The following is a 5376-nucleotide window of genomic DNA, read 5'->3' as shown; positions in this document are numbered from 1 at the left end:
CTTGTTAAGGCTTTTGGGCGCAATTATAGGCGCGATCGGGGATGACCGGTTTTTCCAGGTTTAAGTCCCGGGAAAACCATCAGTAATCGCCTCCGGCTGACCGGCGGGCCCGGTCACGCTTAGCGAGGCGGGCGTACGGGTTGCGGGACGGGTTTTCGAACCTTTCCTACGGCCCAGTTGGGGAGGGATTATGGCGACCGCACTTGTCGACCTTTACGGCGGCGAACCGCTTCCGTTCGACCGGCTCATCCTGGCCGAGAAATACCGGCCTTCCGAAAAAGAACCCTTCATGTCCGATCACCAGCGGGCGTACTTTTTGCATAAGCTGCGCAACTGGAAGGAATCCATTATCGATGAGTCGCGAGCAACAATGGCGCAGCTTCAGGTTGACTCGCTGCGTGAGCCGGATCTCGCCGACCGCGCATCATCGGAAACCGACTGGTCGATCGAGCTTCGCACCCGGGACCGCCAGCGCAAGCTGATCGCCAAGATCGATTGCGCGATTCGCCGCCTGTACGAGGGCGAGTACGGTTATTGCGAAGTGACCGGCGAACCGATTTCGCTGGCCCGCCTCGAAGCCCGCCCGATCGCGACGATGAGCCTCGAGGCCCAAGAAAAGCACGAGCGTATCGAGAAGGTCTCGCGCGACGACTGAGCTTCGAAATGGCCGTCGGATATTCCTTGGCTGAACCTGGTACCCGCGCATGCTGACCGGGCGCTGCGCATGCGGCGCGGTCCGTTACCGGCTCAATAGCGAACCGTATGACAGCGGCTGGTGCCATTGCCGGCTGTGCCAGCGCGTCTCGGGCTCGCCCGGGATGGTGTTCACCACCGTCCCCGTCGCCGACTTCGAGATTACCGCAGGCGCCGAGAATGTGAAAAAATTCGCGTCGACCGCATTCGGCGAGCGCTCGTTTTGCGCGCGCTGCGGGTCCCCGCTGACCATCCACGTCCGCCACCAACCCGACGAAATCGACATCGCCGCGGGCACGCTCGACACCCTCGCCGCGGTGGCCCCCGGTTTCCACCTTTATGCCGGCGAGATGCCGCCGTGGGCCGATTTCGATGACGGCCTCCCGCGCTTCGCCGCGCTGCGCCCCGACACCCGCGGCCTCGCGCCTGGCCAGACCGAAGGCTGAGCGGGCTGGCCCAAAGCCGGTAGGAACGGCGGCGCGCACCGCCGGTTGTGCGGGGGAGCGGCTGAGGAGCGCGACGATGACCAAATCCCTGTCAAGAGGTGATCGCGTGAGTTGGAGCAGCCATGGCGGCGAAGCCCGCGGCAAGGTCGTCCGCAAGCAAACCGAGCCGACCAAGATCAAGGGTCACAAGGTCGCCGCGAGCAAGGGCAATCCGCTGTTCATCGTCGAAACTGACGAGAGCAAGCGCGCCGCACACAAGGCGGACGTGCTGACTCGGGAGTAAGTGGCGTGGGCCGCGAACGCGCAAGCTGATTCGGCACAGCGGCGGCGCGGCCGGCGCCCGGTTCAACCGATTGCGGATACCCTTGTTGGAGACTTCGAATGGCAGGAAGGCGCCGGACAGCCTAGCGGCGGGCCGGCGCTGCCGCCTGACGGCTCTGGGCTAATGCCCGAGCATGGCGTCCTTGAGCCTCAATTTTTCCTTTTTCAGTCGGTGCAGCAGGTCTTCGTCGGGGTGCGTGCGGTGCTCTTCCTCGTCGATCAGGGCGTGGAGCGCCGCATGCTTGGATGCGAGATCCTCGACTACTGCTTTGTCCATCGGTGTCATTCCTTTCGAGTGAATGCGCGTGACAGCAGCGCTCAGTAAATCACGATTCGCGCGGTTTGTCTCGCCCCTGTCATCAATCCCGCCATCGCCTCGGCGGGCGCCCCGCGCGGCTGGTCGCGCGTCCCGCACCGCGCCGTCGACGATTGCCAATGACGCGCGAGCCGCGCTCGGCTAAGCTTGGCCCCCGCCATGAACGACGACCAAGATCCCGCGCTGCAGCTGGCGCAGCTCAAGGCCGAGCACCGCCGGCTCGACGAGGAAATCATCGCCCTGCTCGCCGCGGGCACCGCCGACCAGCTCGAGCTGGCCCGGCTCAAGAAGCGCAAGTTGAAGCTCAAGGACCAGATCCAGCTGGTCGCCGACCGCGCCATTCCCGACATCATCGCTTGACCGAGCGGGCCGCCGCGGGCTGTCCCAGCGCGGGACGCCGCGCGCGCGACGCGGTTAATCAGCGCGACGGGGCGTTTCCACGGCGGCGATATGCTGGCAGTCTCGACCATGATGGACGAATCGCTCGATTATTTGGCCGCGGAAAGCCGCATCACGCCGCGGCTGGTCGATGCCTTTTACACCGAGGCCATGCTGCTGGCGGATGAGGCGAGATCGTATTTCGACGAGGCGGCGCGCGACGACCGCTCGTCGCTCGAGCCGTTCGAGCGGGTCGGCTTCGCCTGCGAATCGCTCAAAGTCACCACCCGCATCATGCACATCGTCGCCTGGCTGCTTACCCAGCGCGCGATCGAGAGCGGCGAGATCCCGCTGCGCGACGGGCGACGTCCCGAACGGCGGCTCGGCAATGCCGCCGACAGCGACCTCGAGCTGGTCGCCAAGCTGCCCCACGCGGCGCGCCGCCTGATCGCCGCCAGCGCCGACCTCTACGCCCGCGTCAAGCGCCTCGATGAAGGCCATTCCAGCGCCGATGTCGCGGTGCCCAGCCCGGCGCGCGCGCTGATGGGCCGGCTCGAGCGCGGCCTCGGTGGCCACTCCGCCTGATTTGCGCTAGCCGTCGCACCCGCGATGGCACCGTTCAGCTTCCACCCCGGCCCGCACATTCTCGCCGGACCCGGCCGCGCCGCCGAGGCCGCCGCGCTGCTGCCCCCCGGCCCCACTTTGTTCGTCACCGACCGCGGGATCACTTTCCTCGGCCTCGACGGCGAGTGGCGCGCGGCGCTGCCCGAGGCGATTATGTTCGACGCAGTCGAGGCCGACCCCTCGCGCGACACCCTGCTCGCCGCGGTCGCGCTCGGCCGCGAGCATAAAGTGCAATCGGTGGTCGGGTTCGGCGGCGGCAGCCCGATGGACGTCGCCAAGCTCGCCGCCTATTTGCTCGGCTCGGGTGACGAGCTCGACGCGATCTGGGGCGTCGATGTGGCCCGCGGACAGCGACTGCCGCTGCTGCTCGTCCCGACCCCCGCCGGCACCGGCTCCGAAGCGACCCCGATTTCGGTGATCACCTGCGACGGCGGGACCAAGCTCGCGGTCAACGCGCGCCCGCTGACCGCCGACTGGGCGGTGCTCGACGCCAGCCTGACGCTCGGCTTGCCCCGCGCGGTGACCGCCGCGACCGGGATCGACGCGATCGTCCACGCGGTCGAGGCCTACACCTCGGCCCGCCTCAAGAACCCGCTGTCCGATCTTTATGCTCGAGAGGCCCTGCGCCTGCTCAGCGCCAACCTCCTGACCGTCCTCGACGAGCCCGCCAACCTCCACGCCCGCGCCGCGATGCTGCTCGGCGCGCACCTCGCCGGGATCGCCTTCGCCAACGCCCCGGTCGGCGGCGTCCACGCCCTCGCCTACCCGCTCGGCGGCCTTCACCACCTCCCCCACGGACTGACCAACGCGCTGATGCTGCGCCCCGTGCTCGAGCATAATTTCGAGGCCGCGCGGGAATTATACGCCGAGCTGGCGCCGATCCTGGATCCGTCCTGCATGGGGGCCGGCAGCCAGGGCCGCGCCCGCGCTTTGATCGACGGGCTCGAGCGATTGTGCTCGGCAAGCGGCCTCGACCTCCGCCTGCGCACCCACGGCATCGCCCAAGCCGACGTCCCCGAGCTGGCGCGCGAGGCGATGAAGCAGGGGCGGTTGCTGATCAACAATCCGTGCGCAATCGATGAAGCCGCGGCGCTGCGCCTGTACGAGAGCGCATGGTGAGCCGCCCCCCGCCGCCGGGCCGCGACGCCTTCCGTATCTGGCGCACGTTTGCCACCCGCTGGCGCGACAACGACGCCTACGGTCACGTCAACAACAGCGTCTATTACGAATGGTTCGACAGCGCGGTGAACGCCTGGCTGGTCGAGCGCGGCCTGCTTGATATCGCCGCCGGCGACCCCATCGCGCTGGTGGTCGAGACGCGCTGCACCTACGCCGCGCCGCTCGCTTTCCCGCAGCCGGTCGAGGTCGGCCTCGCGCTCGCCGAGATCGGCCGCTCGAGCGTGCGCTACCGCCTCGGGGTGTTCGCCGAAGGAGCCGAGCGCGCTGCCGCGCACGGTGAGTTCGTGCACGTACTGGTCGATCGCGCGAGCCGGACGCCGGTAGACATCCCGGCCAATTGGCGAAGCGCGCTCGAGAGCATCGCGCTCAGCTAGTGCACAGCCGCGCTTTGGCGGCGGCATATTGCTCGGCCAGCCGCGCCACCAGCTCGCCCGCCGGGCGCACCGCGTCGATCGCGCCGATGCCCTGCCCCGAGCCCCAGATGTCGCGCCACGCCTTGGCCCCGCTCGCCGATTCAAAGCTCATCGCCTCGGGGCCGGCTTGCGGCAGATTGTCGGGGTCGAGCCCGCTGGCCTCGATCGAGGCGCGCAGATAATTGCCGTTGATCCCGGTGAACAGGTTGGAGTTGATGATGTCGGCCGCGCCCCCGGCAACGATCCCCGCTTTATACTCGTCGCTCGCGCGCGCCTCGTCGGTGGCGATGAACGGCGAGCCGATATAGGCCAAATCGGCGCCCATCGCCTGCGCCGCGAGCACCGCGCCGCCATGGGCGATCGCCCCGCTCAGGATCAGTGGCCCGTCGAACCAGGCGCGAATCTCCTGCACCAGCGCGAACGGGGACCAGCGCCCGGCATGGCCGCCCGCGCCCGCGGCGACCGCGATCAGCCCGTCGGCGCCCTTTTCGACGGCTTTCCTCGCGAAGCGGTCGTCGATGATGTCGTGCAGCGTGATCCCGCCCCAGCCGTGCACCGCGCGGTTCAAATCCTCGCGCGCGCCCAATGAGGTGATCACGATCGGCACCTTCCACTTGGCGCACGCTTCCATGTCGTGCTCGAAGCGGTCGTTCGAGCGGTGGACGATCTGGTTGACCGCGAACGGCGCCGCCGGGGCCTCGGGATGGTCGCGGTCGTGGGCTGCCAGCGCCTCGTGGATTTCGTGCAGCCATTCGTCGAGCTGCGCCGCCGGGCGCGCATTCAAGGCGGGGAAGCTGCCGACGATCCCCGCGGTGCACTGTGCGATGACCAATTTGGGGTTGGACACGATGAACAACGGCGCGCCGATCACCGGCAGGCGCAGCGTGGAGAATATCTCGGGCAGGCTCACGGGTTGGTCCCCTCGGCTCGGTTAAATGTGATGGTAGTCGCGATACCAGGCGACGAAGCGCGGGATGCCGTCGTCGATCGTGGTGCGCGGCTCGTA

General features: G+C 68.0%; 9 protein-coding genes. 7 read left to right on the top strand and 2 right to left on the bottom strand.

What is annotated here, in order from left to right:
• Positions 1–190 precede the first annotated feature (190 nt).
• The 3 genes from dksA to RMP08_RS04090 all read left to right on the top strand — a co-directional run bounded on the left by dksA (position 191) and on the right by RMP08_RS04090 (position 1422).
• Positions 191–655 carry an RNA polymerase-binding protein DksA gene (gene dksA, locus RMP08_RS04100; RefSeq protein WP_409049767.1) on the top strand — a complete coding sequence of 155 codons (465 nt, stop codon included), beginning with the start codon at positions 191–193 and terminating at the stop codon, positions 653–655.
• A gap of 49 nt (positions 656–704) precedes the next feature.
• Positions 705–1139 carry a GFA family protein gene (locus RMP08_RS04095; protein ID WP_310467720.1) on the top strand — a complete coding sequence of 145 codons (435 nt, stop codon included), beginning with the start codon at positions 705–707 and terminating at the stop codon, positions 1137–1139.
• A gap of 76 nt (positions 1140–1215) precedes the next feature.
• Positions 1216–1422, top strand: coding sequence for a DUF2945 domain-containing protein (locus RMP08_RS04090; protein ID WP_310467719.1), 207 nt, complete (start codon positions 1216–1218; stop codon positions 1420–1422).
• Between the two features lie 159 nt (positions 1423–1581).
• Here the strand turns inward: RMP08_RS04090 and RMP08_RS04085 are convergent, their stop codons facing one another.
• Entirely contained in the window at positions 1582–1737 is a 156-nt protein-coding gene (locus RMP08_RS04085; RefSeq protein ID WP_310467718.1) for a YdcH family protein, read from the bottom strand.
• A 198-nt stretch (positions 1738–1935) separates the two neighbouring features.
• On the opposite strand from RMP08_RS04085, the gene RMP08_RS04080 reads away from it, so the two are divergent.
• From RMP08_RS04080 to RMP08_RS04065, 4 genes are all read left to right on the top strand, one after another.
• Positions 1936–2136, top strand: coding sequence for a DUF465 domain-containing protein (locus RMP08_RS04080; RefSeq protein ID WP_310467717.1), 201 nt, complete (start codon positions 1936–1938; stop codon positions 2134–2136).
• Positions 2137–2226: 90 nt separating this feature from the next.
• Entirely contained in the window at positions 2227–2739 is a 513-nt protein-coding gene (locus tag RMP08_RS04075; RefSeq protein ID WP_310467716.1) for a DUF1465 family protein, read from the top strand.
• A gap of 24 nt (positions 2740–2763) precedes the next feature.
• The gene (locus RMP08_RS04070) at positions 2764–3897 is read left to right on the top strand and encodes an iron-containing alcohol dehydrogenase (protein ID WP_310467715.1); all 1134 of its coding nucleotides are present in this window, start codon (positions 2764–2766) and stop codon (positions 3895–3897) included.
• Positions 3891–4331, top strand: a complete 441-nt coding sequence (locus RMP08_RS04065; RefSeq protein ID WP_310467714.1) for a thioesterase family protein — start codon at positions 3891–3893, stop codon at positions 4329–4331. The genes RMP08_RS04070 and RMP08_RS04065 overlap by 7 nt, the downstream gene beginning before the upstream one ends.
• Here RMP08_RS04065 and RMP08_RS04060 read toward each other — a convergent pair.
• Positions 4324–5280 carry a nitronate monooxygenase family protein gene (locus RMP08_RS04060; protein WP_310467713.1) on the bottom strand — a complete coding sequence of 319 codons (957 nt, stop codon included), beginning with the start codon at positions 5278–5280 and terminating at the stop codon, positions 4324–4326. The two genes, RMP08_RS04065 and RMP08_RS04060, sit on opposite strands and share 8 nt — an antisense overlap.
• Positions 5281–5376 lie beyond the last annotated feature (96 nt).

It is taken from the genome of Sphingomonas sp. (genome assembly GCF_031426035.1).
GTDB lineage: Bacteria > Pseudomonadota > Alphaproteobacteria > Sphingomonadales > Sphingomonadaceae > Sphingomicrobium.
The sequence above is the reverse complement of the archived record's forward strand: the minus strand, read 5'-3'. Positions and strand labels throughout refer to the sequence as shown.

Bases quoted from the DNA above. Each gene is read 5' to 3' on its own strand.
- dksA (WP_409049767.1), top strand. From the start codon at position 191: ATGGCGACCGCACTTGTCGACCTTTACGGCGGCGAACCGCTTCCGTTC.
- RMP08_RS04095 (WP_310467720.1), top strand. From the start codon at position 705: ATGCTGACCGGGCGCTGCGCATGCGGCGCGGTCCGTTACCGGCTCAAT.
- RMP08_RS04090 (WP_310467719.1), top strand. From the start codon at position 1,216: ATGACCAAATCCCTGTCAAGAGGTGATCGCGTGAGTTGGAGCAGCCAT.
- RMP08_RS04085 (WP_310467718.1), bottom strand. From the start codon at position 1,737: ATGGACAAAGCAGTAGTCGAGGATCTCGCATCCAAGCATGCGGCGCTC.
- RMP08_RS04080 (WP_310467717.1), top strand. From the start codon at position 1,936: ATGAACGACGACCAAGATCCCGCGCTGCAGCTGGCGCAGCTCAAGGCC.
- RMP08_RS04075 (WP_310467716.1), top strand. From the start codon at position 2,227: ATGCTGGCAGTCTCGACCATGATGGACGAATCGCTCGATTATTTGGCC.
- RMP08_RS04070 (WP_310467715.1), top strand. From the start codon at position 2,764: ATGGCACCGTTCAGCTTCCACCCCGGCCCGCACATTCTCGCCGGACCC.
- RMP08_RS04065 (WP_310467714.1), top strand. From the start codon at position 3,891: ATGGTGAGCCGCCCCCCGCCGCCGGGCCGCGACGCCTTCCGTATCTGG.